The sequence below is a fragment of the Hylemonella sp. P2_B10 genome, assembly GCF_056404875.1.
In genome coordinates this window covers 343,510-365,388 of sequence record NZ_JBFUDE010000002.1, presented here as the reverse complement: position 1 = coordinate 365,388, position 21,879 = coordinate 343,510, and the positions used below count along the sequence as shown (strand labels likewise).

General features: G+C 65.1%; 23 protein-coding genes. 16 read left to right on the top strand and 7 right to left on the bottom strand.

What is annotated here, in order from left to right; all coding sequences use genetic code 11:
• The first annotated feature begins 42 nt into the window (after nucleotides 1–42).
• The 5 genes from acnB to AC1DX2_RS09520 all read left to right on the top strand — a co-directional run bounded on the left by acnB (nucleotide 43) and on the right by AC1DX2_RS09520 (nucleotide 6,002).
• Nucleotides 43–2,646, top strand: a complete 2,604-nt coding sequence (gene acnB, locus AC1DX2_RS09540) for a bifunctional aconitate hydratase 2/2-methylisocitrate dehydratase (protein ID WP_477196101.1) — start codon at nucleotides 43–45, stop codon at nucleotides 2,644–2,646.
• Nucleotides 2,647–2,660: 14 nt separating this feature from the next.
• Nucleotides 2,661–3,797: a trans-sulfuration enzyme family protein gene (locus AC1DX2_RS09535; protein WP_477196660.1), complete on the top strand. Its 1,137-nt coding sequence runs from the start codon at nucleotides 2,661–2,663 to the stop codon at nucleotides 3,795–3,797.
• 39 nt (nucleotides 3,798–3,836) lie between these two features.
• Nucleotides 3,837–4,205: a DMT family protein gene (locus tag AC1DX2_RS09530; protein WP_477196100.1), complete on the top strand. Its 369-nt coding sequence runs from the start codon at nucleotides 3,837–3,839 to the stop codon at nucleotides 4,203–4,205.
• A gap of 102 nt (nucleotides 4,206–4,307) precedes the next feature.
• Entirely contained in the window at nucleotides 4,308–4,955 is a 648-nt protein-coding gene (locus AC1DX2_RS09525; protein ID WP_477196099.1) for a DUF47 domain-containing protein, read from the top strand.
• Between the two features lie 36 nt (nucleotides 4,956–4,991).
• A complete protein-coding gene (locus tag AC1DX2_RS09520) occupies nucleotides 4,992–6,002 on the top strand; it encodes an inorganic phosphate transporter (protein ID WP_477196098.1) in 1,011 nt (336 codons plus the stop codon).
• Between the two features lie 31 nt (nucleotides 6,003–6,033).
• On the opposite strand, the gene AC1DX2_RS09515 is transcribed toward AC1DX2_RS09520, so the two are convergent.
• The 3 genes from AC1DX2_RS09515 to AC1DX2_RS09505 form a co-directional block, all read right to left on the bottom strand.
• Complete coding sequence (locus AC1DX2_RS09515) at nucleotides 6,034–9,720, bottom strand: DUF2339 domain-containing protein (RefSeq protein WP_477196097.1); 3,687 nt, start codon at nucleotides 9,718–9,720, stop codon at nucleotides 6,034–6,036.
• A 134-nt stretch (nucleotides 9,721–9,854) separates the two neighbouring features.
• Nucleotides 9,855–10,301: a hypothetical protein gene (locus tag AC1DX2_RS09510; protein WP_477196096.1), complete on the bottom strand. Its 447-nt coding sequence runs from the start codon at nucleotides 10,299–10,301 to the stop codon at nucleotides 9,855–9,857.
• Between the two features lie 12 nt (nucleotides 10,302–10,313).
• Entirely contained in the window at nucleotides 10,314–10,835 is a 522-nt protein-coding gene (locus AC1DX2_RS09505; RefSeq protein ID WP_477196095.1) for an N-acetyltransferase family protein, read from the bottom strand.
• A 145-nt stretch (nucleotides 10,836–10,980) separates the two neighbouring features.
• Here AC1DX2_RS09505 and rpsP point away from each other — a divergent pair, with 145 nt between their 5' ends.
• The 9 genes from rpsP (at nucleotide 10,981) to AC1DX2_RS09460 (ending at nucleotide 16,131) form a co-directional block, all read left to right on the top strand.
• A complete protein-coding gene (gene rpsP / locus AC1DX2_RS09500) occupies nucleotides 10,981–11,232 on the top strand; it encodes a 30S ribosomal protein S16 (protein WP_477196094.1) in 252 nt (83 codons plus the stop codon).
• 74 nt (nucleotides 11,233–11,306) lie between these two features.
• Entirely contained in the window at nucleotides 11,307–11,870 is a 564-nt protein-coding gene (rimM, locus tag AC1DX2_RS09495) for a ribosome maturation factor RimM (protein WP_477196093.1), read from the top strand.
• 16 nt (nucleotides 11,871–11,886) lie between these two features.
• Nucleotides 11,887–12,657: a tRNA (guanosine(37)-N1)-methyltransferase TrmD gene (gene trmD / locus AC1DX2_RS09490; RefSeq protein ID WP_477196092.1), complete on the top strand. Its 771-nt coding sequence runs from the start codon at nucleotides 11,887–11,889 to the stop codon at nucleotides 12,655–12,657.
• Between the two features lie 213 nt (nucleotides 12,658–12,870).
• Nucleotides 12,871–13,248, top strand: a complete 378-nt coding sequence (gene rplS, locus AC1DX2_RS09485; RefSeq protein ID WP_477196091.1) for a 50S ribosomal protein L19 — start codon at nucleotides 12,871–12,873, stop codon at nucleotides 13,246–13,248.
• Between the two features lie 130 nt (nucleotides 13,249–13,378).
• On the top strand, nucleotides 13,379–14,116 hold the full coding sequence (locus tag AC1DX2_RS09480) for a CoA pyrophosphatase (protein ID WP_477196090.1): 738 nt from the start codon (nucleotides 13,379–13,381) through the stop codon (nucleotides 14,114–14,116).
• Nucleotides 14,117–14,138: 22 nt separating this feature from the next.
• Nucleotides 14,139–15,068, top strand: a complete 930-nt coding sequence (locus AC1DX2_RS09475; protein ID WP_477196089.1) for a CobD/CbiB family protein — start codon at nucleotides 14,139–14,141, stop codon at nucleotides 15,066–15,068.
• 24 nt (nucleotides 15,069–15,092) lie between these two features.
• Nucleotides 15,093–15,482 (top strand): VOC family protein, encoded by a 390-nt coding sequence (locus AC1DX2_RS09470; RefSeq protein WP_477196088.1) that lies wholly within the window; start codon nucleotides 15,093–15,095, stop codon nucleotides 15,480–15,482.
• A gap of 32 nt (nucleotides 15,483–15,514) precedes the next feature.
• Nucleotides 15,515–15,703: a hypothetical protein gene (locus tag AC1DX2_RS09465; RefSeq protein ID WP_477196087.1), complete on the top strand. Its 189-nt coding sequence runs from the start codon at nucleotides 15,515–15,517 to the stop codon at nucleotides 15,701–15,703.
• Between the two features lie 74 nt (nucleotides 15,704–15,777).
• Nucleotides 15,778–16,131, top strand: a complete 354-nt coding sequence (locus tag AC1DX2_RS09460) for a DUF1801 domain-containing protein (RefSeq protein ID WP_477196086.1) — start codon at nucleotides 15,778–15,780, stop codon at nucleotides 16,129–16,131.
• A 9-nt stretch (nucleotides 16,132–16,140) separates the two neighbouring features.
• Here the strand turns inward: AC1DX2_RS09460 and rsgA are convergent, their stop codons facing one another.
• From rsgA to AC1DX2_RS09445, 3 genes are read right to left on the bottom strand one after another with little or no spacing between them, the layout of a single operon-like run.
• Nucleotides 16,141–17,085: a ribosome small subunit-dependent GTPase A gene (rsgA, locus tag AC1DX2_RS09455; RefSeq protein ID WP_477196085.1), complete on the bottom strand. Its 945-nt coding sequence runs from the start codon at nucleotides 17,083–17,085 to the stop codon at nucleotides 16,141–16,143.
• Between the two features lie 40 nt (nucleotides 17,086–17,125).
• Nucleotides 17,126–17,470, bottom strand: a complete 345-nt coding sequence (locus AC1DX2_RS09450) for a 4a-hydroxytetrahydrobiopterin dehydratase (RefSeq protein WP_477196659.1) — start codon at nucleotides 17,468–17,470, stop codon at nucleotides 17,126–17,128.
• Nucleotides 17,471–17,484: 14 nt separating this feature from the next.
• Entirely contained in the window at nucleotides 17,485–18,780 is a 1,296-nt protein-coding gene (locus AC1DX2_RS09445) for a M48 family metallopeptidase (RefSeq protein ID WP_477196084.1), read from the bottom strand.
• A gap of 35 nt (nucleotides 18,781–18,815) precedes the next feature.
• On the opposite strand from AC1DX2_RS09445, the gene orn reads away from it, so the two are divergent.
• Both orn and AC1DX2_RS09435 read left to right on the top strand, forming a co-directional pair.
• A complete protein-coding gene (gene orn, locus AC1DX2_RS09440; RefSeq protein WP_477196083.1) occupies nucleotides 18,816–19,385 on the top strand; it encodes an oligoribonuclease in 570 nt (189 codons plus the stop codon).
• Nucleotides 19,386–19,618: 233 nt separating this feature from the next.
• Nucleotides 19,619–21,469 (top strand): DEAD/DEAH box helicase, encoded by a 1,851-nt coding sequence (locus AC1DX2_RS09435; RefSeq protein ID WP_477196082.1) that lies wholly within the window; start codon nucleotides 19,619–19,621, stop codon nucleotides 21,467–21,469.
• A 77-nt stretch (nucleotides 21,470–21,546) separates the two neighbouring features.
• Here AC1DX2_RS09435 and AC1DX2_RS09430 read toward each other — a convergent pair whose 3' ends face one another.
• Complete coding sequence (locus AC1DX2_RS09430; protein WP_477196081.1) at nucleotides 21,547–21,807, bottom strand: hypothetical protein; 261 nt, start codon at nucleotides 21,805–21,807, stop codon at nucleotides 21,547–21,549.
• Nucleotides 21,808–21,879: the final 72 nt, after the last annotated feature.

Genomic DNA, 21,879 nt, shown 5'->3' with positions numbered 1-21,879 from the left:
CAAACTGATTCAGATTTACCCAGCTACAGAAGGAGTTGAACCATGTTGCAAGCCTACCGTGACCACGTTGCCGAGCGCGCCGCCTTAGGGATTCCGCCGCTGCCCTTGTCGGCCAAACAGACCGGCGAATTGATCGAACTGCTGAAAAACCCGACCAAGGGCGAGGAGGTTACGTTGGTGGACCTGATCACCTACCGTGTGCCGGCCGGCGTGGATGATGCCGCCAAGGTCAAGGCCAGCTACCTGGCTGCCGTGGCGCACGGCAGCGAGAAGTGCGCGCTGCTGACGCGCGAGAAGGCCACCGAATTGCTGGGCACCATGCTGGGTGGCTACAACATCAGCCCGCTGATCGACCTGCTGGACGACAAGAGCGCCTCGGTGGCCGAAGCCGCCGCCGCCGCGCTGAAGAAGACGCTGCTGATGTTCGACCAGTTCCACGACGTCAAGGACAAGGCCGACAAGGGCAATGCCTACGCCAAGGCCGTGCTGCAGAGCTGGGCCGATGGCGAGTGGTTCACGTCGCGTCCGGAAGTGCCGAAGTCCATCACCATCTCCATCCTGAAGGTGACCGGCGAGACCAACACCGACGACCTGTCGCCCGCGCCTGACGCCTGGAGCCGTCCCGACATGCCGCTGCACGCGCTGGCCATGCTGAAGAATGCCCGCCCCGGCATCACGCCCGAGGAAGACGGCAAGCGCGGCCCCATCAAGTTCATTGAAGACTTGCGCGCCAAGGGCAACCTGGTGGCTTATGTGGGCGACGTGGTGGGCACTGGTTCCAGCCGCAAGTCGGCCACCAACTCGGTGCTGTGGTGGACCGGCGAGGACATCCCCTTCGTGCCTAACAAGCGCTTCGGTGGTGTCTGCCTGGGTGCCAAGATCGCCCCCATCTTCTACAACACCATGGAAGACTCCGGCGCGCTGCCCATCGAGTTGGACGTCAGCCAGATGAACATGGGCGACGTGGTGGAGCTGCGCCCCTACGATGGCAAGGCGTTGAAGGATGGCAAGGTGATTGCCGAATTCAAGGTCAAGAGCGACGTGCTGTTTGACGAAGTGCGCGCCGGTGGTCGCATTCCGCTGATCATCGGCCGTGGCCTGACCGCCAAGGCGCGCGCCGCGTTGGGCTTGCCGCCCAGCACGCTGTTCCGCCTGCCGCACGACCCGGCCGACACCGGCCGTGGCTACACGCTGGCGCAGAAGATGGTGGGCCATGCCTGCGGCCTGCCCGAGGGCAAGGGCGTGCGCCCGGGCACCTACTGCGAACCCAAGATGACCTCGGTGGGCTCGCAAGACACCACCGGCCCCATGACCCGCGACGAGCTGAAAGACCTGGCCTGCCTGGGCTTCAGCGCCGACCTGGTGATGCAGTCGTTCTGCCACACCGCCGCCTACCCGAAGCCGGTGGACGTGAAGATGCACCACGAGCTGCCTGATTTCATCAGCACCCGTGGCGGCGTGCCGCTGCGCCCCGGCGACGGCATCATCCACAGCTGGCTGAACCGCATGCTGCTGCCCGACACCGTGGGCACCGGCGGCGACAGCCATACCCGTTTCCCCATCGGCATCAGCTTCCCCGCGGGTTCCGGCCTGGTGGCCTTTGGCGCCGCCACCGGCGTGATGCCATTGGACATGCCCGAGAGCGTGCTGGTGCGCTTCAAGGGCCAGATGCAGTCTGGCGTGACCTTGCGCGACCTGGTCAACGCGATTCCGCTGTACGCGATCAAGGCCGGTTTGCTGACCGTGGCCAAGCAGGGCAAGAAGAACATTTTCTCCGGCCGCATCCTGGAAATCGAAGGTCTGCCAGACCTGAAGGTGGAGCAGGCATTTGAGCTCAGCGACGCCTCGGCCGAACGCAGCGCTGGTGGCTGCACGGTGCACCTGAACAAGGAGCCGATCATCGAGTACATCAACAGCAACATCACCATGCTGAAGTGGATGATTGCCAGCGGTTACTCCGACGTGCGCACCATCAACCGCCGCATCAAGGCCATGGAAGCCTGGCTGGCCGACCCCAAGCTGATGAAGGCCGACCCGGATGCCGAGTACGCCGCCGTCATCGAGATTGACCTGGCCGATATCCATGAGCCCATCGTGGCTTGCCCGAACGACCCGGACGATGTGAAGACGCTGTCCGACGTCGCTGGTGCCAAGATCGACGAGGTGTTCATCGGCAGCTGCATGACCAACATTGGCCACTTCCGTGCCGCCTCCAAGCTGTTGGAAAACAAGCGCGACATCCCGGTGAAGCTGTGGATGGCGCCGCCCACCAAGATGGACGCCAAGCAGTTGACCGAAGAGGGCCACTACGGCGTGCTGGGCACGGCAGGTGCGCGCATGGAAATGCCGGGCTGCAGCCTGTGCATGGGCAACCAGGCGCAGGTGAAGGAGGGCGCCACGGTGTTCTCCACCTCCACCCGCAACTTCCCCAACCGCCTGGGCAAAAACTCCAATGTGTACCTGGGCTCGGCCGAGCTGGCCGCCATCTGCTCCAAGCTGGGCCGCATCCCGACCAAGGAAGAGTACATGGCCGACATGGGTGTGCTGACCGCCTCCAGCGGCAAGATCTACCAGTACCTGAACTTCGACAAGGTGAAGGACTACACCGACATGGCCGACACCGTGAAGGATGGCGTCGTCGCCTGAAGGAACCCGTGAGCATGAAACCCGGCAAGCACTACCGATTGGAAACCCTGGCGGTGCATGCCGGGCATGGCGTGGACCCGGCCACCGGCGCGGTGACCGAGCCTATCCACCTGTCCACCACGTTCGAGCGCGATGCCGACGGTGGCTACCCGCGCGGCTACCTGTATTCGCGCAACCACAACCCCAACCGCAATGGCCTGGAAGCCGCTTTGGCGGCGCTGGAAGGTGGCGCCGGGGCGGCGGCCTTTGCGTCGGGCCTGGCGGCGGTGACAGCCATCTTTCAGGGCCTGTCGCCGGGTGACCATGTGGTGGCCCCGGCCGACATCTACCATGGCACCGCCAACGTGCTGAAGCACCTGTTTGCCAAGTGGGGTGTCACGGTGTCGTTCGTGGACATGACCCGGCTGGACGTGGTGCGCGATGCACTGACGCCGCAGACCAAGATCGTCTGGATAGAGACCCCCTCCAACCCGCTGCTGCAGTGTGTGGACATTGCCGCGCTGGTGGCCATGGCCCATCAAGCCGGCGCCCGCGCCATTGTCGACAACACCTTCGCCAGCCCCGTGCTGCAGCAGCCGCTGGCGCTGGGCTGCGACATGGTGATGCACGCCACCACCAAGTACCTGGGTGGGCGCAGTGATGTGCTGGGCGGCGTGGTGATTGCCAAGGCCAATGACGAGCACTTCGCCAATGTGCGCACCGCGCAACTGTTTGGCGGCGGCGTGGCGGCACCGTTTGACAGCTGGCTGGTGATGCGCAGCCTGCCCACGCTGCCGATACGCATGAAGACGCACTGTGCCAATGCTCAGCAGGTGGCCGAGTTTCTGCACGCCCACCCCAAGGTCAGCGCGGTGCACTACCCTGGCCTGGAGGGCAACGCCTTCCACGCGGTGGCGAAGAAGCAGATGTCGGGCTTCGGCGGCATGCTGTCCTTCGAGGTGCAGGGCGGCAAGGACGCCGCCATGGCGGTGGCCGCCAAGGTGGAGATCTTCACCCGCGCCACCAGCCTGGGCGGCGTGGAAAGCCTGATCGAGCACCGGGCCTCAATCGAAGGCCCGGCGAGCAAGACCCCCCAAGGCCTGTTGCGCGTGTCGGTGGGGCTGGAGCACCCGGACGACCTGGTGGACGACCTGAAACAGGCGCTGGCCTGAGTTTCAGGCTGCAGGCGCGGGTAGGAAATAATCCTGCCCATGAACTTCCTGTCCTCCATTCCGTTTTCGGTGCAGGCCGTGATCCTGCTGGCCCTGTCCAACGTGTTCATGACCTTTGCCTGGTATGGCCACCTGAAGAACCTGGCCACCGCGCCCTGGTACGTGGCGGCGCTGGTCAGCTGGGGCATTGCACTGTTTGAATACCTGCTGCAGGTGCCGGCCAACCGCATCGGCTTCCAGCAGGCTGGTTTTTCAGTCGGGCAGTTGAAGATCATCCAGGAGGTGGTCACCCTGGGCGTGTTTGTGCCATTTGCAGTGTTCTTCATGCACGAGCCGCTGAAACTCGACTATTTGTGGGCTGGTCTGTGTCTAGTGGGGGCTGTCTACTTCATCTTTCGCAGCGCCTGACCCCGCGTTAACCCGGGCCAGCAGGCTGGGCCAGCGGGTACACTCTCGCCTGTCACAAATCCGTCATTTTTGGCGGATTTCCTATTTTTTCTGGAGCGTTTCATGCTGTTTGGCAAATTGATGCCGCGTGAAGGCAATTTCTTCGAGATGTTCAACCAGCATGCCGACCGCATCGTGGAGGCCGCGCGCGCCTTCTCGCAACTGGTGGCCAACTACAACGACCCGCACCTGCGCGAGCAGTACAACCGCGACGTCGACAACGCTGAGCGTGCCGCCGACCGCGTGACGCACGACGTCAACAAGCTGCTGCACAAGACCTTCATCACGCCCATTGACCGTGAACAGATCCATTCGCTGATCAACACCATGGACGACGTGGCCGACCTGATACAGGACTCGGCCGAGACCATGGCGCTGTACGACGTGCGCGTGATGACGGAAGAGATCACCCGCCTGACCAGCCTCAGCGTCAAATGCTGCGAGCGCCTGAAGGAAGCGGTCTACATGCTGGAGAAGATCAACGACCCCAAGACCGCCGAAGCGGCGCTGAAAACCTGCGAAGAAATCGACAAGCTCGAATCCGACGCCGACCGCGTGATGCGCTCGGCCATGAGCAAGCTGTTCCGCGAGGAGCCGGACGTGCGCGAGGTGATCAAGCTCAAGGCCATCTATGAGCTGCTGGAAACCATCACCGACAAGTGCGAGGACGTGGCCAACCTGATCGAGGGCGTGGTCCTCGAGAACTCCTGATCACGCTCTCCTTAGTTTACGCAGGTTAAGCAGGTTATGCAGACTGTACAAGTTGCCCTGTGGGTGGTGCTGCTGCTGGTGGCGCTGGCGTTGGCGTTCGACTTCATGAACGGCTTCCATGATGCCGCCAACTCGATCGCCACGGTGGTGTCCACCGGTGTGCTCAAGCCGGGGCAGGCGGTGTTGTTTGCCGCCTTCTTCAACGTGGTTGCCATCCTGATCTTCCACCTGAGCGTGGCCGCCACGGTGGGCAAGGGCATTGTCCAGCCCGGCGTGGTGGACGTGCATGTGGTGTTCGGCGCGCTGGTGGGCGCCATCACCTGGAACTTCATCACCTGGTACTACGGCATTCCCAGCAGTTCCTCGCACGCGCTGATCGGCGGCATCGTCGGCGCCGTGATTGCCAAGGCCGGCGCCGGCTCCCTGATTGCCGGCGGCATTGGCAAGACTGTGGCCTTCATCTTCATTTCACCGCTGCTGGGCTTTCTGCTGGGCTCGTTGATGATGCTGTTGGTGGCCTGGGTGTTTCGTCGCACCACGCCGTTGAAGGTGGACCGCTGGTTTCGCCGCCTGCAACTGGTCTCGGCCGGCGCCTACAGCCTGGGCCATGGTGGCAACGACGCGCAAAAGACCATAGGCATCATCTGGATGATGCTGATCGCCACCGGCCATGTGGCCGCTACAGAGTCGTCGCCGCCGAGCTGGGTCATCGTCAGCTGCTACCTGGCCATCGGCGCGGGCACCATGTTCGGTGGCTGGCGCATCGTCAAGACCATGGGACAGAAAATCACCAAGCTCAAGCCCGTAGGCGGTTTCTGTGCCGAAACCGGCGGCGCGATGACGCTGTTCCTGGCCACCGCGCTGGGCATCCCGGTGTCCACCACCCACACCATCACCGGCGCCATTGTCGGCGTTGGCGCCGCCAAGCGTGCCAGCGCCGTGCGCTGGGGTGTGGCCGGCAACATCGTCTGGGCCTGGATCTTCACCATCCCCGCCAGCGCCTTTGTGGCGGCGGTGGCTTATTGGGCCAGCTTGCAGATTTTTTGACGCCGAGCCTGCGCCGGGCTGGCAGCAGGCCTCAGCGTCCCCCTGCGCACCCCGGCCCCTGGCAACTCAGGGTGTTGTAGTCCAGCACCATCGAATGCCCCGGGTTGCCGCTGGGGCGGGGCACTCCCCGGGGGATGATGAAGGTTGCCAGGTTGCCTCCCCACAGGCCGGCCGGGTAGGTGTAGGCCTGCTGCACCACGTAGGCCCGGATCAGCATCAAGGAAGACACACTGCGTTCGGCGCGCACCTGGCCGGCCACAGGGGGCAGGTTGTTGCGCGCGTTGGCTTGCGCTTGAGCGGCACTGGCCCAGGCATCCAGGTCCGCTTGGGTGGCGTTGCGCAGCAGGCCTTTGCGCACGCCATCGTCCAGCCCAGCCATGCCCGCCAGCGGCGCATTGCGGTCCCGGAAGGACTCGGGGGTGACGGCATTGGAGCGCACCAGGTTGACAGGGGTGAAGCCGGCGTCGCTGACGGTCACGCTGCCGTTCTGCGCCGGGTAGACCATGTCGACGTTGCGCTGGAACAGGCGCTGCGACAGGGGGTTGATCGACCTCAGGTTGTCGGTGTTGACATAGAAATAGCCACAGGCGCTCTTGTTGTCGTAGGTGGCCTCCAGCACCGGTACGCTGGGCTCCAGGCCGGCGACTGCCTGGCGGTGGTAGCCGCTGGCCAGCACACCGGCAATCCGCGTGTTGGGTGTGCGGGCGATGTTCCAGATGGTGGGCTCATAGGCACCCAGCATCAGCACCACCGGCTTGTCGGTGCGGTGCACGATGACGTCGATCTGCGTCGCGGCATGGCCGCTTTGGTCGATCTGCATGTCGGTGCGCCGGCCGCTGTAAGCGCCGGCCGCCAGTACGGCGAAATCGCCCGACAGGTTCACACCGGGGAAAGCGCACGCGGGTGCCACCGGTGGCAGTGGTGGTGCGGCCAGCTGCGCCGCGGCTGTGGCCGCTTGCGACAGCGTGGCGGTGCTTTCGGTCAAGCGGGGGCGTACGTGTGTGATGGCCGGGTGCAGTGGTTCGGCCGCCACTTGGGGTGCGGCCTGCGGCGCGGGAGCCACCACCACCGATGGCGCCGCCGGTTTGCGATGGCGCAGCGCGTGGTTGGCATAGATGGCGAACAGAAGCAGGCCCAGCAGCAGCCACATCCAGCGGTTGCCGCCGGAGGCCGCTGCCGTTTCACGCTGCCGTTGCAACCTGGCGCGTACGCGCTCCAGGGATTCCGTGCTGGCTGCCGTGCCTTGGGCAGGCGTGACGCCTGCGACGGCGGGGGCTGAGGCGTGGGCGGCCATGGCAGCTGCCGGCATCGGCTCGAGCACGGAGGGCTGCGTGTCCTGGAAGTCCGCCTGCAAGTCGGCCGCCGCCTGCGGCTCATGTGGTCCCGATGCGGTGCCAGCAGCCTCTTCGGCCGGCGTTTCGGCCGCCCTGGGCGGTATAGGCACCAGCCAGGCCACCAGCAGGAAGATGGCACCGGCGCCCATCATGGCCAGGATGTTGCCCAATTGGCCCAGTGAGCCAAAGTCCAGCAGCACCAGCTTGAGCGCAGCGCAGGCCAGCACCGCTGTGCCGATGGCCCACATGCGGCGCGATTGGTAGCCCGCCGACAGCCAGGCGAGCAGGGCGCCGGCGCCGGCCAGCAGCAGGGAGACGACGGCCGGCAGCAGCAGCCGGTTGAAGTCCAGGATGTTCAGTACCCCGGCGGGACCGAAGCCGCGCAGGATGTTCGCCAGCACCACGCTGAGTGCGGCGAACAGACCCACGGCTTTGAACACCTGGATGTCGCGGCCGCTGAGCCCCTGCACGGCGCGCAGCGACTGCCACAGGTACAACAAGGCCAGCAGTTCGTAAGCCACAGCCCAGGGGCTGCGCTCAATGTGGATCAAGGTCTGGAACAGCAGGTAGGCGGTCGCCAGCACCAAGCCCAGCGGCGACAGCGGATTGGGCCACGCCGGGGCGTGCCGGCCGGACAACTGCCCTTGCAGTGATGCCGACAGCGCGCTGCAGACCAGCAACACCATCATCGCCGCGAACTGCCCTTGGCCCTGGTTTTGGCTGTAGGCGATGGCCCAGGGCAGCAGCAGCAACGGCAAGGCGCTGCGCGCCTCGCCGGCAACCGCAGCGCCGCCTTCGGCATGCCGTTCGGCCAGCCAGGCCGTCAGGGAGAAAACAGCATGGCCAGCCAGCATCAGCGGCAGCAGTGCCCAGGCCGGGAAGCCATTGACGCTGAGGAAGCCGCCAAAGAAATGGGCCGCCACCAGCAGGCGCAAAGCCGTTGCACCAGGCTGGCGCCAGACCAGCGATACCGCATAGGCCAATGTGGCGGCCAGCAGCGCCAGGTAGGCGATCTGTGGAAAGTGCTGCAGATTCAGCCGCGCCACCTCGCGCGCGGTGCAGACGAAGAACCAAGTGGACGCGATGGTGATGAACACCACCGCCAGCCGCGAGCCTTGCTGCCGCAACCGTATGCCGGCCAAAGTCAGCGCCGCCGCCAGCACAATGTTGCGCAGCCAGCCCGGGTTGAGCAGCGGCTGGCCCGCCACCGGCTGGCTCAGCGCATCCAGCAGGTAGCCAGCCGCGCAAGCCAGCCCGGCGGCAGACAGCACGCCTTCCAGCTCTTCGGGCACACCGCCACGGGGCCCCGCGGCCAGCAACGCACAAGCCACCACCGCGCCGATCAGGAAATAGGGCAGGTTGTCCAGCCACAGCAAGGCCGCCAGGCACAGGAACAGCGAGGCCACCGCCAGGAAACGCTTCGTGCCGGCGCGAAAGCGCCATTGCTGCACGCCTGCGGCCACCAGCCACATCAGCCCCAGCTCGGCCAAGCCAATGGCGCTTTGCGGGCGCACCTGCGCCGCACCCGCCAGTGTCAGCGCCAGCGCGGCCAGCGGCAGCAGCAGGAAGTAGCCCATGTCGAAACGATGCAGCCAGCGGTTGTGCAAGGGCTGCCGCGCCGTGTCCGCCGGCTCGGCGAATGGCATCGCGAGGTGCAGCGCGATGCTCAGCAGCAGCAGCGGGTGCGCCTGGTCATACGATATTTGTACGTACAGTCCTTGCATCCAGCCGAAGAAAGCGCCGCCAGCCAGCGTGAACAGAAAGCTCAGGTGAATCAATGGACGCCAGCCGCGCCGCCAGACCATGAACAGCACCAGGCAGCTGGCCAGCAGGTAGTACTGCAGCAGTGCCGCCGGTTCGGGCTGGGTCAGCGCAAACGCCGGGGCGATGAAGGCCCCGACCATGGCGAGGGCGGCGATGGAGACGGCGCGGCTGGCCACCGCGAACAGCGTGCCCGCGCTGGCCACGATGAACAGGCCGCCCAGTGCCTCGGCCTCGCCCACTAGGCGGAATACGCCATAGGCGCTGTAGGCCGTCAGGTAGGCCACACCCAGGCTGGCCCCGGCCAGTGCCAGGTGAACGGCCCGCAGGCGCGGAGAGGCGCGCAAGGCGCCGCTGCCCAAGCCGAGTGCCGCCGACATGGCCACGCCCGACAGCAGTTTCACGCTGGGAGGCCACTCGATGTTGATCATCAGGTAGCGCAACAGCGCGCCGGTGCTGATGATCAGCAGACCCGCACCGACCTTGGCGGGCCAGTTGCCGCTGACCAACCAGGTCAGCAGCCCTGCCGGCCGCAAGGCGAGCGGCTGGCCCTGCGCCTGGTTTTCAAACGCCAACAGTGCGCCGAACAGCAGCACAATGCCCGAGACGAAAGCCAATCCCATGGTGGTACCTCCCTGACCGGCCTTTGTGAAGAGGGCCGGCTAGATCTCTGCTTGCTTTTTTCTACGCAGATTTATACCTAGTATCCGCTATTTTTTGCCCGTCTCTTCGTGCACAGGGGCAGGACCCGAGGCGCTCACTGGCTGATCTTGCGCGCCTCTTCCACCTGGTACTCAAAGTAGCGCTGAAAGCTGAAGGCGATGCTGGACATCAGCACCGTGGCGCCCAGCAGCAGCGACAGCACCACCGCACCTATGGTCAGCCAGTTGGTGGTGCCAGCCGGGGCATCCTGAGGGATGGTCGGGTTGTGGCGCGCGTTCCACTTCTCTGGTGTCATCAGGCCATAGATGATGGCCATCAGCATGCAGCCGGCAATGGTGAAGCCGAGCAGCGGGATTAGCAGCCAGCTCCAGGTGTCGTCAACGCCGAATTGCTTGACCCGGTTGATGCCGTACAGGCCCAACGCGGTGGGGATGGGCAGCAGCCAACCCACCATGTCGCCCAGGCCGTGCAGGTAGAAGCGGTGCAGGCCCAGCGGGCCGCCCAGGAAGGCCAGCCAGGCGGCCAGGGTTTTGTTTTTCATTGTTGTCGCGGTTCAATCAGGTGCCGTAGTGTCGCCCAAGCCCAGCGGCTTCTCCATCATCACCACGTCCAGCCAGCGATCGAATTTTCGCCCAACCGATTTCAGCACGCCCACGGTGGTGAAGCCCACCGCCCGGTGCACGCCTATGGAGCCGACATTGGCCGAGTCGCCTATCACCGCCACCAGCTTGCGGATGCCGGCTTGCTGGGCGCGCGCCGCCAGTTCGGCCAGCAAGGCCTTGCCCAGGCCACGGCCGGCCGCCTCGGGGGCCAGATAAATCGAGTCTTCGGCCGCGAAACGGTAGGCAGGGCGCGGCCGGAACGGACCGCAGTAGGCATAGCCCAGCACCTGCCCATCTTGCTCGGCCACCAGGTAGGGCAGGCCCTTGGCCAGCACGTCGGCACGGCGCTGCAGCATGTCGGCCACGCTGGGCGGTGTCAACTCAAACGAGGCGGTGCCGGTCAGCACGTGGTGGGCATAAATGGCGGCGATCGCAGGCACGTCGGCGTCCGTGCTGGGGCGTAGGGTAGGCATGTGGCGGGAAAAAGACTATAATAGCGGGCTATCCAGTGTGTCGCTGGCCGGGTGGCCATGTCGCGTGTCTCAAACACCGGATCAGAGCTGCTTCTTTAAAAGCTTTTTGGCGGAAATCAAATGTCCGCCACCCAAAGGATAAATCATGGTCGTCATTCGACTCGCCCGTGGCGGTGCCAAGGCTCGCCCGTTCTTCAACATTGTCGTCGCCGACAAGCGCAACCGTCGTGACGGCCGCTTCATCGAGCGCATCGGCTTTTACAACCCCATCGCTACCGCCAGCGAGGAAAGCATCCGCATCGCGCAGGATCGCCTGACCTACTGGAAGGGCGTTGGCGCCCAGGCTTCCCCCACGGTGGAACGCCTGATCGACCAGCACGCCAAGAAGGCTGCTTAATTCCCGTTCGCCCTGAGCTTGTCGAAGGGCCTGAACCAGGCTATTTGCAAGCTCAGCCCGAACGGTCTCCACGCATGATGCCGCCGCTTGAAACCGCCGAACTGCCGGCGGACGCCATCGAGGTCGGCCGCATCCTGGATGCCTGGGGTATCAAAGGCTGGTTCAAGATACAGCCCTACAGCGCCGATCCCGAGGCGCTTTTTTCTTCCAAGCGCTGGTATTTGCAGCCTGCCACGCAGGGCACCAAGACCTTCACCGGCACGCTCAAGCTCGCCATCAAGGAAGCCAAGGAGCATTCCGACATGGTGGTGGCCACCGCGCATGACGTGGACGACCGCACCGGCGCCGAGGCACTGCGCGGCGCCCGCATCTTTGTCGGCCGCTCCAGCTTCCCCACCGCCGGCAAGGACGAGTACTACTGGGTCGACCTGATGGGCCTGGCCGTGGTCAACCGCGAAGGCGTGGCCCTGGGCGAGGTCAAGGAACTGCTGTCCACCGGCCCGCAGACCGTGCTGGTGCTGCATTTTGAGCAGGACGGCAAGGCGCAGGAGCGCATGATCCCCTTCGTCAGCGCCTTTGTGGATGACGTGGACCTGGCCGCCAAGCAGATCCGTGTCGACTGGCAGCCCGACTATTGAACGACGCGTTGCTGCCATGCGCTTCGACGTCGTTACCCTGTTCCCCGAGTTGTTTGCACCGCTGCTGACCAGCGGCATCACCCGCCGTGCCTTCGAGTCCGGCCAGGTGGAGGTGCGCCTGAACAACCCGCGGGACCATGCCGACGGCAATTACCGCCGCGTGGACGACCGGCCTTTTGGCGGTGGCCCCGGCATGGTGATGATGGCCGAGCCGCTGGCGCGCTGCCTGGCGCAGGTGCGCGGCCAGCGCGCTGACAAGCCACCGGTGGTGCTGTTCTCACCCATTGGCAAACCGCTGGACCATGCCGCCGTGCAGCGCTGGGCCAGCAGCGAGGGTGCCATTCTGCTGTGCGGGCGCTACGAGGGCATGGATCAGCGTTTCATCGATGCCGAGGTGGACGAACAAGTCAGCCTGGGCGATTTCGTGCTGTCCGGGGGTGAAATCGCCGCCATGGCCTTGCTGGACGCAGTGGCGCGGCTGCAGCCCGGGGTGTTGAATGACGCCGGCAGCCACCAGCAGGACAGCTTCAACCCCGAACTGGACGGCCTGCTGGACTGCCCGCACTACACCCGGCCCGAGGTCTGGCAAGGGCAGGGGGTGCCTGAGGTGCTGCTGTCCGGCCACCACCACAAGATTGACCGCTGGCGGCGCGAGCAGCGCCTGGCCGTCACCGCCCGCCACCGGCCGGACCTGATAGAGCAGGCGCGGCAAGCCGGCGCCTTGAGCCCCGAGGATGAGCGCTTCCTGGCCACTTTGAATTCGCCCCCACGGTCACTCACTTCGTGAAGCTCCCTGCCCCCTAGGGGGCCGCAGTCCCCTTGGGGCGGCCCAGTGGGGACTGGCGCTGCCCGGGCTTGGCCAATGGCAAAAAACTGGTTATAATCAAAGGCTTTTCGATCCTCTGCGCGGCCGCCGGGCCTGTTTTTAGGCTTCCGGCACCCAAGCACCCATTTCGGGTGCACAACCAATTCAGGTGCGTGCAAGATCAATGAGGAAACCATGAACCTGATCCAGACCCTTGAGCAAGAAGAAATTGCTCGCCTCGGCAAGAAGATTCCCGCGTTCGCCCCTGGCGACACCGTCATTGTCAACGTCAATGTGGTTGAAGGCAGCCGCAAGCGCGTGCAGGCCTACGAAGGCGTGGTCATCGCCAAGCGCAACCGCGGCCTGAACAGCGGCTTCATCGTGCGCAAGATCTCCAGCGGCGAAGGCGTGGAGCGTACGTTCCAGCTGTACAGCCCGCTGATCGCCAGCATCGAAGTCAAGCGCCGTGGTGACGTGCGCCGCGCCAAGCTGTACTACCTGCGTGACCGCAGCGGCAAGTCGGCCCGCATCAAGGAAAAGCTGCCGGCCAAGGCCACCGCTACCGCCGCTTAAAGCAGCGATAGGCAGCAGCCTGCCAAAAGCCGCCCCAGGCAACTGCTTGTGGCGGCTTTGTCGTTTCTGGCTTTGCCATGCTTGCTGATTGTCACGTAAACGCCCGCCGCACATTCACCGTTACACCGTCATGAGCCAGCCGCCCCCTGTGCCGCCCTTGGTGCCGCCCGCCGCCAGCACCACACCGCTGTCCAAGCTGCCGTTTTTTGACGCGCGCCGGGTGCCGGTGCTGGGGGTGGATGCGCATCTGCCGGCCGTGCCGCCTGACAACCTGACGCCGCAGGCCCTGCGCCAGCGCTTTGCCGCGCCGCCGCCCGGGTGGCAGCCCGAGGTGTCGGCCGAGCGGCGTTTTGCCGAGCGTCAGCCGGCACGCGCCGCCGTGCTGCTGGGCATCGTCACGCGGGAAGAGGGCGCCACCTTGCTGTTGACCCAGCGCACCGAGCACCTGTCCACCCATTCGGGCCAGATCGCCTTTCCTGGCGGCAAGACCGACGACACCGACCCCACCCCCGCCGCCACCGCCTTGCGCGAAGCGCAGGAAGAGGTGGGGTTGGAGCCCGCCTATGCCGAAGTGCTGGGCAGCCTGCCGGTGTACGTCACTGGCACCAATTTCATCATCACGCCGGTGGTGGCGTTGGTGCGCCCCGGCTTCACGCTGACGCTGAGCGCCGACGAAGTGGCCGCCGCATTTGAGGTGCCGCTGGCTTTCCTGATGGACCCGGCCAACCACCAGCGCCATGCCTTCGATTGGGAAGGCGTGCGCCGCGAGTGGTTCTCCATGCCCTACCAGGATGGCGATGACGAGCGCTTCATCTGGGGTGCCACCGCCGGCATGCTGCGCAACTTCTACAGATTTTTAGTGGCCTAGCTCAGCCGGCTATGATTGCCGCATGAGCTTCATTGCTATTCTTTTTGCACTGTTGATCGAGCAGGCCAAGCCCCTGGCGCGCGGCAACTTTGTGCATGGGATGATGCGGCGCTGGGTGCGGTGGTCGTCGCGCAACTTCGACGCCGGCCAGTCCCACCACGCCAGCCTGGCCTGGTGCTGCGCGGTGGCCTTTCCCTCGCTGGTGGTGCTGGCGGTGCATTGGGCGCTGCTGCTGGCCATCGGCTGGCCCGCCGCCGTGGTGTGGAGCATGCTGGTGCTGTATGCCTCGCTGGGGTTTCGTCAGTTCAGCCACCATTTCACCGACATACGCGACGCGCTGGAAGCCGGCGACGAGGACCAGGCCCGCGAGCTGCTGGCGCAATGGCAGCAGCTGGAGGCCAAAGACCTGCCGCGCAGCGAGATCGTGCGCCATGTGATCGAGTACTCGGTGCTGGCCGCGCACCGCCATGTGTTCGGCGTCTTCACCTGGTTTTCGGTGCTGGCCGCGCTGGGCCTGGGGCCGGCCGGTGCGGTGCTGTACCGCATGAGCGAGTTCGTGGCCCGCTACTGGCGCCATAACGGGCGGCGTGGCAACCAGCCGGTCAGCGATGCACTGCAGACCACCGCGGAAAAAACCTGGCAGCTGATCGACTGGCTGCCCGCGCGCGTCACTGCACTGGGTTTTGCCGTCGTCGGCAGCTTCGAGGAGGCCATAGACAGCTGGCGCAACCACGCGCAGCGCTTTGGCAACGACAACGACGGCATCATCCTGGCCGCCACCGCCGGCGCGCTGAACGTGGCGCTGGGCACCGACACCGTGGACGAAGATGTGTCCACCCGCCCCGCGCCGGAGCAGGCGCACCTGCGCTCGGTGGTCGGCCTGGTGTGGCGCTCGGTGGTGCTGTGGATGGTGCTGTTGGCGCTGTTGACGCTGGCACGCTTGCTGGGTTAGCCTCCCGCGCGTAAAGTACCGGTCATGGCGATACAGCTGGACCACACCATCGTTCCTTCGCACAGCCGGGATGCATCCGCCAAACGCCTGGCCGAGTTGCTGGGCGTGCCTTGCGGTCCGGCGCCGCTGGGGCCGTTCTATGCGGTGTACGTCAATGACGGACTGACGCTGGACTTCATCCAAACCGATGAGCCGTTTCCGATCTACCACTTCGCTTTTCGCGTTAGCGAGGCCGAGTTCGACGCCATCCTTGCCCGCATCCAGGCCGCCGGCATCCCTTACCGCGCCGATGTGCGCGGCCCCATGGACAAGCAGGTCAACACCACCTATGGCGGGCGCATGGTGTACTGGAATGAGCCTGACGGGCACCAGTGGGAAATGCTGACCGTCAGCTATGCGCGCCAGCCAGCGTGACATCTGGAGCCTCCGGTAAGCATATGAAACCCATGCAGATCATTTTGCCGGCCCTGGTGCTTGGCGGCGCTTGCGGCGCCGGCGTGGGCATGGGCCTGTACCCGTCGTGGGTGGGCGTGCTGGGCGCGGTCATCGTGGCCGTGGGCATGGGTGTGTTGGTCCGACGGGCGAAGCAGGACAAAGGCCGGGCCGAAGGTCAGCAGCACCGGGATTCGGGGTGACCCTGCCCGCTGCCAAACGTCAGGCTGCTGTGCACAGTTCGCGCGCCGACACCCGTCAAGCCGTGGACGATTTCATGGCCACACTCGAACATCCCTTCAAGCCCCAGATCCAGGCCTTGAGGCTGTTGATGACCCAGGCGCACCCAGGCATTGCCGAGGGCATCAAGTGGAATGCCCCCAGCTTTCGCATGGCCGAGTATTTCGCCACCACCCACTTGCGCGCCAAGCCGGGCCTGGGCCTGGTGTTGCACCTGGGGGCGAAGGTGCGGGAGTTGCCAGCGGGCGGCGTGGTGATGGACGATCCGGACAAGCTGCTGAAATGGTTGGCCAGGGACCGCGCCATGGTGGAATTCAGCAGTGCGCATGATTTTGAGAAAAAGCGCGATGCATTGCTGGACCTGGTGCGCCAGTGGGTGCGCCATGTCTGAGCTGGCGGCTCAGTACCTTGGCCCCTGCGACAGTTCCTCAAACAGGTCTTGGTAAATCTTGTAGCGTTCCGGCGTGATGGGGTGCTCGGTGGCCGTGGCGTTCAGCGCCGCAATCACGCCGCAGCCCGGTTCATGCAGATGCGTGCAGTTGTAGAACTTGCAGTCCTGCCCATGGCGTTTCAGGTCGGGCATGTAGCTGGCCAGGCGCATGGGGTCGATGTGGTTCAACCCGAACTGCTGGAAGCCGGGTGAGTCGATCAGCGCGGTGCGCTGGCGCGCGTCGGGGGCGGGGTCCGGCGTGTCCACCCAGTACCAGGTGGTGCTGGTGGTGGTGTGCTTGCCGGAGTTCAGCGCCTGCGAGATCTCATTGGTCAGCGCCAACGCGCCAGGCACCAGCAGGTTGATCATCGTGCTCTTGCCCGAGCCTGAAGGGCCCAGCACCAGCGTGGTGTGGCCTGCCAGCTGCGCCATCAGCTCGGCCTTGTCCTGCGCGTTGCCGGTTTTCAGCGACAGGCGCAGCACCTGGTAGCCCATGTCGCGGTAGTTGGTCAACCGCGCCCAGGCGCGCTCGAAGGGTTCGCCCAGGTCGCTCTTGTTCAGCGCGATGATGGGCGCGATGCCTTCGGCCTCAGCGGCAATCAGCGCGCGCGACAGCTGGCTTTCGGAAAACTCCGGCTCGGCGGCAATCAGCATCAGCACCTGGTCCAGGTTGGCCGCAAACGACTTGGTGCGGATTTCGTCCTGGCGGTAGAACAGGTTGCGCCGGGGTTCGATCTTTTCGATCGTGCCCTCGTCCTGGCTGGCCTGCCACAGCACCTGGTCGCCCACCACGGCCTGGCTTTTCTTGCCGCGCGGGTGGCAGATCAGCCGCCGGCCCTCCGGCGTTTCCACCAGGAAATGGCGGCCGAAGCCGCCCACCACCAGGCCTTGTTCCAGCTCGATGCGTGCGCTCAAGACGACAGCGCCAGCGGGCTGCGGGGCAGGGCGGCGGCCATCATTCCGCCACCAGTGCGTCGATGCGGGCCGCGCAGTCGAAGTCGGTCGCGCTCAGGCCGCCCACATCGTGCGTGTTGTAACGCACCACGCAGCGGTTGTAATGCACCGACAGGTCGGGGTGGTGGTCCTGTGCGTTGGCGATGAAGGCCACCGCGTTGACGAAGGAGATGGTCTCGTAGTAGTTGGCGAACCGGAAGGTCTTGGTGATGGCCACGTCGGGGCCATCGCCGTCCAGCGTCCAGCCGCTCAGCCGGGCCAACTGGGTCACCACCTCGGCAGGGGTGAGCGCGCGGCGCGTCAGCGCCGACCAGTCCTTTTTCTTCAGCATCGAGTCCATGGCAATGATCTCCGTGGGGGTCAGCTGGCCATGCGGGCCAGGCGCTCGGAAGCCGGCGGGTGGGAGTAGTAAAACTTGACGAAAACCGGGTCGGGCGTCAGCGTGGAGGCGTTGTCCTCGTACAGCTTCAGCAGCGCCGTGGCCAGGTCCTGCCCGCTGGTCTGGCGCACCGCGTAGGCGTCGGCCTCGAACTCGTGCTTGCGCGACAGCTGGGCGAACAATGGCGAGATGAAGAAGCCAAAGGGCGGCACGGCCAGCATGAACAGCAGCAGCGCTAGCGCGTCGTTGGGCGCGGTGATGGCGGCGCCGGTCAAGCCGGCGGCGATGTTGGGCTGCACGCCCAAGCCGGTGTAGAACCAGATCTGCTGCGCCAGCCAGCCCAGCAGGGCGAAGCCCGCCAAGCTCATCGCAAACAGGCTGACGATGCGCTTGATGATGTGCTTGTGCTTGAAATGCCCCAGCTCGTGGGCCAGCACCGCATCCACCTCGCCGGGGGTCAGCTTGGCCAGCAGCGTGTCGTAGAACACCACGCGCTTGGCGGCGCCAAAGCCGGTGAAATAGGCATTGGCATGCGCGCTGCGCTTGCTGCCATCCATCACGAACAAGCCCTTGGCGGCAAAGCCGCAGCGCTGCATCAGCGCCGTCACCCGGGCCTTCAGCGACTCGTCGGTCAGCGGCACGAACTTGTTGAACAGCGGCGCGATGAAGGTCGGGTAGACCACCAGCAGCAGCAGGTTGAAGCCCATCCACGCGCACCAGGCATACAACCACCACCAGCGCCCGGTGGCGCCCATGAACCACAAAATCAGCGCCGCGATGGGCAGGCCGATGGCCGCGCCCAGCAGCGACGACTTCAGCAGGTCCACCAGCCACAGTTTGAAGGGGGTCTTGTTGAAGCCGAAGCGTTCTTCGATGACGAAGGTCTGGTACAGCGTGAACGGCAGGTCGATGGCACCGCCTATTAGGCTGAAGGCAGCCAGCAGCGCCAGTTGCTGCCACATGCCGCCTCCCATCCCGTGCAGCAGCCATTGGTTCAACGCGTCCAGCCCGCCCAGCAGCGTCCAACCCAGCAGCAGGGCGGCGCCGAAGGCCAGCTCCAGCAGGCCGAAGCGCGCCTTGGCGATGGTGTAGTCGGCGGCCTTTTGGTGCGCCGCCAGCGACACCTGGCTGGCAAAGGCCGGCGGCACGGCGTCGCGGTGGGTGGCCACGTGACGTATCTGGCGCGACGCCAGCCAGAATTTCAGCAGCAGGCCAGCCACCAGGGCGGCGCAAAATGCCAGCGTCAGCGCGGTGGACGGGGAAATGGGTTCACTCATTGCATCAAGTTTAGGGCATAGGCGACAATCTCAACATGGCAGAACAGAACCCCCTACTCCCAAAATCCAACAAAAACCTGGTCTGGCTGGACTGTGAAATGACCGGCCTGGAGCCCGACGTGGACCGCATCATCGAGATCGCCGTCATCGTCACCAACTCTGACCTGAGCATTCGGGTCGAAGGGCCGGTGTACGTCGTCCACCAGAGCGACGCCCAGCTGGACGCCATGGACGCCTGGAACAAGGGCACCCACGGCAAGAGCGGGCTGATTGACAAGGTCAAGGCCTCCACCATGACCGAAGCCGAGGCCGAGGCGCAATTGATCGCTTTTCTCAGCCAGTACGTGGGCAAGAATGAATCGCCGCTGTGTGGCAACACCATCAGCCAGGACCGGCGTTTTCTGGTCAAGTACATGCCCCAGCTGGACGCCTTCTTCCACTACCGCTGCCTGGACGTCACCACGCTGAAAGAGCTGGCCAAGCGCTGGCGGCCTGGCCTGCACGCGGCCTTCAAGAAGCAGCAGAGCCACACCGCGTTGGCCGATGTGCACGAGTCCATCGACGAATTGGTCTACTACCGGGACAATTTCCTGAAGCTTTCGTGAACAAATGCACGTGGGCCATGCCCAATCCTAGGTAAAAACCCGAATTCGTGTCATAATCCAAGGCTGCGCTGCAAACAGCAACGCATTTTGTGCATCTCCTTCATTCACGGGCCCGAATAAATGGGCCCCAAGCGCTGAAGTCAACTTCGCCGCCGGTTCCGTTTGATGGTTGATGTTGATTAACCATGAACGGAGCAGCCGCCCACTCGGTGGCGCTCGCGTGTGAGTACCTCATGACTGACGCTTTTGACGTGTCGGGCGAATTTTTGCCCGCTGATTCCTCTCTCAACGACAACACCCCCGCGCTGCAGGCCGAACAGGCCGTGGATGCTGTGGAACTGGCTCCCAACGCCTTCATCAAGCTGGGCCTGGCGCCCGAGCTGCTGCAAGCCGTGCAAGACATGGGCTTCACCCAGCCCACCGCGGTGCAAGACACCGTCATTCCGCTGGCCCTGCAAGGCCAGGACGATGCCGATGGCAGCGGCAAGGGCGTGATCGACCTGATGGTTTCCAGCCAGACCGGCAGCGGCAAGACCGCAGCCTTCTTGCTGCCGGTGCTGCACACGCTGATGGCCCAACAGGCCAAGGCCGCCGCCCAGGAGCGTGCCGAGTATGAGCGCGCCGCCGCTGAAGCCGCCGCCAAGGGCGAAGCTGCACCGAAGCGCCCCAAGCGCAAAGACCCCACCAGCCCGCGCAACTTCAAGGCCGCCACCCCCGGTGCGCTGATCCTGTGTCCCACGCGCGAACTGGCCCAGCAGGTGGCGCATGACGCCATCGACCTGGTGCGCCATTGCCGTGGCCTGCGCATCGCCAACGTGGTGGGCGGCATGCCTTACCAGATGCAGATCGCCAAGCTGCAAAACGCCGACCTGGTGGTGGCCACCCCCGGCCGCCTGCTGGACCTGCAACGCTCCATGCAGATCAAGCTGGACAAGGTGCAGTTTCTGGTGGTGGACGAAGCCGACCGCATGCTGGACCTGGGCTTCTCCGATGACCTGGCCGAAGTCAACCAGCTGACGATTGAGCGCAAGCAGACCATGATGTTCAGCGCCACCTTCGCGCCGCGCATCCAGCAACTGGCCATGCGCGTGATGCGCTCGCCGCAGAAGGTGCAGATCGACAACCCGCAGGAAAAACACGTCAACATCAAGCAGGTGCTGTTCTGGGCCGACAACGCCCAGCACAAGCGCAAGCTGCTGGACCACTGGCTGCGTGATGCGTCCATCAACCAGGCCATCGTGTTCGCCAGCACGCAGGTGGAGTGCGACGGCCTGGCCAACGACCTGCAGCAAGACGGCTTCTCTGCCGTGGCCCTGCACGGTGCCCTGAGCCAGGGCCTGCGCAACCGCCGCCTGATGGCCTTGCGCCAGGGCCAGGTGCAGATCCTGGTGGCCACCGACGTGGCCGCGCGCGGCATTGATGTGCCCACCATCAGCCACGTGTTCAACTTCGGCCTGCCCATGAAGGCTGAGGACTACACCCACCGCATCGGCCGTACTGGCCGTGCCGGCCGCGACGGCCTGGCCATCACGTTTGCCGAAATGCGCGACCGCCGCAAGATTTTCGACATCGAGGCCTACAGCCGCCAGCCCATCAAGGCGGAAGTGATTCCGGGCCTGGAGCCGCAACAGCGCATGCCCGACGCCCGCGCCGGTAGTTCCAATTTTGGCGGCCGCAACACCCGCGGCGGCAACGACGGCTTCTCGCGTGACCGCAAGTTCGGCGGCGCACCTGCCCGTGGCGGCTTTGCTGACCGCGCGGCCCCGCGCGGCCCGCGCGTGGGTGGCTTTGCTGGCGGCAATGGTGGTGGCAACGACGGTGGTTTCGGTGGCGGCTATGCCCCCCGCGACGACCGTGGCGGCCGCGGCAACGACGGCGGTTTCAGCTACGAGCGCAAGGGTGGTTTCAACGACCGCTTTGCCGGCTCTGGCCGCAGTGCTGACGCTGGTGCCCCGCGTGGTGGCGATTTCGCCGCACGCCGCCCGGCCACGGGCAAGCCCACGGGCTTTGCCAAGCCTGGCAATGGCGGCAAGGTGTTTGTGCCGCGCGACGCCAAGAAGCGCAACGTCCGCAGCGCGGACTAAGCTGCCGTAGTTGGAGAGGGCGGCCGCAAGGCCAGGGCGCCGGGCGCCGGGCGCCCACGCCCTCGCTCGCGATCTGCTCAGCCCTCCGGCTTTCTCTTGGTGTAGCTGTCCAGCATGGCCAGAGGCAGGGGCTGGGTGGTGTCGAAGTTGTCAGTTCCGGGCGGTGGCTTTTTGCTGCCTTCGGAAGCCAGTGTCTTTTGCCACAGGTCCCAGTTCGACTCCGGGTCACCGTCTATCACCTCGGGCAACGGAATCGGGTCGCTCTTCTCGTACAAGCCAGGCGCGGCCGTATTGGCCTCCTTGGGCGGTGCGGGCTCCTCAGGCGGTTTCTTGCTCATGGGTGCAGCCTCCTTGGCTTCAGCGGCCCATTTTGCCTGCGGCTGGCCGCTGTATCAAGTTTATTGACCAGG

Coding starts and splice junctions, on each gene's coding strand:
- acnB (WP_477196101.1), top strand. CDS start 43: ATGTTGCAAGCCTACCGTGACCACGTTGCCGAGCGCGCCGCCTTAGGG.
- AC1DX2_RS09535 (WP_477196660.1), top strand. CDS start 2,661: ATGAAACCCGGCAAGCACTACCGATTGGAAACCCTGGCGGTGCATGCC.
- AC1DX2_RS09530 (WP_477196100.1), top strand. CDS start 3,837: ATGAACTTCCTGTCCTCCATTCCGTTTTCGGTGCAGGCCGTGATCCTG.
- AC1DX2_RS09525 (WP_477196099.1), top strand. CDS start 4,308: ATGCTGTTTGGCAAATTGATGCCGCGTGAAGGCAATTTCTTCGAGATG.
- AC1DX2_RS09520 (WP_477196098.1), top strand. CDS start 4,992: ATGCAGACTGTACAAGTTGCCCTGTGGGTGGTGCTGCTGCTGGTGGCG.
- AC1DX2_RS09515 (WP_477196097.1), bottom strand. CDS start 9,720: ATGGGATTGGCTTTCGTCTCGGGCATTGTGCTGCTGTTCGGCGCACTG.
- AC1DX2_RS09510 (WP_477196096.1), bottom strand. CDS start 10,301: ATGAAAAACAAAACCCTGGCCGCCTGGCTGGCCTTCCTGGGCGGCCCG.
- AC1DX2_RS09505 (WP_477196095.1), bottom strand. CDS start 10,835: ATGCCTACCCTACGCCCCAGCACGGACGCCGACGTGCCTGCGATCGCC.
- rpsP (WP_477196094.1), top strand. CDS start 10,981: ATGGTCGTCATTCGACTCGCCCGTGGCGGTGCCAAGGCTCGCCCGTTC.
- rimM (WP_477196093.1), top strand. CDS start 11,307: ATGATGCCGCCGCTTGAAACCGCCGAACTGCCGGCGGACGCCATCGAG.
- trmD (WP_477196092.1), top strand. CDS start 11,887: ATGCGCTTCGACGTCGTTACCCTGTTCCCCGAGTTGTTTGCACCGCTG.
- rplS (WP_477196091.1), top strand. CDS start 12,871: ATGAACCTGATCCAGACCCTTGAGCAAGAAGAAATTGCTCGCCTCGGC.
- AC1DX2_RS09480 (WP_477196090.1), top strand. CDS start 13,379: ATGAGCCAGCCGCCCCCTGTGCCGCCCTTGGTGCCGCCCGCCGCCAGC.
- AC1DX2_RS09475 (WP_477196089.1), top strand. CDS start 14,139: ATGAGCTTCATTGCTATTCTTTTTGCACTGTTGATCGAGCAGGCCAAG.
- AC1DX2_RS09470 (WP_477196088.1), top strand. CDS start 15,093: ATGGCGATACAGCTGGACCACACCATCGTTCCTTCGCACAGCCGGGAT.
- AC1DX2_RS09465 (WP_477196087.1), top strand. CDS start 15,515: ATGCAGATCATTTTGCCGGCCCTGGTGCTTGGCGGCGCTTGCGGCGCC.
- AC1DX2_RS09460 (WP_477196086.1), top strand. CDS start 15,778: ATGGCCACACTCGAACATCCCTTCAAGCCCCAGATCCAGGCCTTGAGG.
- AC1DX2_RS09445 (WP_477196084.1), bottom strand. CDS start 18,780: ATGAGTGAACCCATTTCCCCGTCCACCGCGCTGACGCTGGCATTTTGC.
- orn (WP_477196083.1), top strand. CDS start 18,816: ATGGCAGAACAGAACCCCCTACTCCCAAAATCCAACAAAAACCTGGTC.
- AC1DX2_RS09435 (WP_477196082.1), top strand. CDS start 19,619: ATGACTGACGCTTTTGACGTGTCGGGCGAATTTTTGCCCGCTGATTCC.
- AC1DX2_RS09430 (WP_477196081.1), bottom strand. CDS start 21,807: ATGAGCAAGAAACCGCCTGAGGAGCCCGCACCGCCCAAGGAGGCCAAT.